Annotated in this window: 1 protein-coding gene; it reads right to left on the reverse strand. The window is 69.1% G+C overall.

Going from position 1 to position 595, the window contains the following annotated elements; translation table 11 throughout:
• On the reverse strand, window positions 1-595 hold a 595-nt coding region (locus tag ACN675_RS29230), incomplete at both ends, for an IS110 family transposase (RefSeq protein ID WP_420754128.1).

Below are 595 nucleotides of genomic sequence, written 5' to 3' on the forward strand. Positions count from 1 at the left end.
CTCGATCTCCGCGTCCACGACGTTGATACGTGTGTCGAGGTCGATCACCGCCTGCGCCAATTCGGCGACCAGCTCGGCAGCGACATCCTCCCCAGGCAACCGCACGGTCTGCGCCTTCGCAGCGGTGACCGCGGCCCGGGCGATCGATTCGGCGTGGCGCACCCCGGCCCCGGTGAGCATCGTGGCCAGTCGGGCCGCACCGACGCGGCGGATCGCTTTCGGTCGCTGGTAGCGGGCCAGCAGCACCACCCAGCCCCGGTCCGAGGAGATCTGCGCGACGCGTTCGAGCCCGGGGCAGATCGCGACGAGTTGCTGACGCAGCCGGTTGATGGTCCGGGTACGGTCGGCGACCAGATCGGTGCGGTGGCCGGTGAGCATCTGCAGCTCACGGATCAACTCGTCGTCGGGACGCAGAACGGGCAGGTCCGAACGCATCCGGGACTGATCGGCGATCACCCGGGCGTCGCGGGCATCGGTCTTGGCTTCGCCGCCGCGGTAGACCGACGATGCCTGCCACACCGAACGTCCGGACAGGTAGCGCACCGGTTTCTCGGCGTCGGCCAGCACAGTCAGCAACAAGGTGACGTAGGCGGTG

The sequence above is a fragment of the Rhodococcus sp. O3 genome (assembly GCF_048897285.1).
Lineage (GTDB): Bacteria > Actinomycetota > Actinomycetes > Mycobacteriales > Mycobacteriaceae > Rhodococcus.